Origin of the sequence: Pseudomonas sp. 86_A (assembly GCF_017491705.1) — a bacterium.
In the GTDB taxonomy this organism is placed as follows: Bacteria; Pseudomonadota; Gammaproteobacteria; order Pseudomonadales; family Pseudomonadaceae; genus Aquipseudomonas; species Aquipseudomonas koreensis.
Map to the genome: position 1 here is coordinate 1 of NZ_JAFGYS010000102.1, position 493 is coordinate 493.

Genomic DNA, 493 nt, shown 5'->3' on the forward strand with positions numbered 1-493 from the left:
CGCTCACGCCGTCGACGGGCACGCTGCGCCCGTGCCCGCGCGAGAGCGCCGGCTGGGCGTCGACGCGCAACCTGATGATCGAGGGCGAGAACCTCGAGGTGCTGAAGCTGCTGCAGAAGAGCTACGCGGGGCGCGTGAAGCTCGTCTACATCGATCCGCCGTACAACACCGGCAAGGATTTCGTCTATCCGGACAATTTCACCGACAGCCTGCGCCATTATCTCGAGCTGACCGGCCAGACGACGGGCGGCAAGCGGGTCACCAGCCACACCGACGCGAGCGGGCGCTTCCACACCGACTGGCTGAACATGATCTACCCGCGCCTGAAGCTCGCGCGCGATCTGCTCACCGAGGACGGCGTGATCGCCGTGCACATCGACGAGCACGAACAGCACGCGCTCGTGCTCGTGATGCGCGAGATCTTCGGCGAAGACAACGAGCTCGGCGTCGCGGTGTGGGACAAGCGCAATCCGAAGGGCGATGCGCGCGGGAT

Annotated in this window: 1 protein-coding gene; it reads left to right on the plus strand. The window is 66.1% G+C overall.

Annotated features, from left to right (window positions below):
- Nucleotides 1-493: site-specific DNA-methyltransferase (locus J5M57_RS28195; protein WP_207938504.1), on the plus strand; the 493-nt coding region annotated here is incomplete at both ends.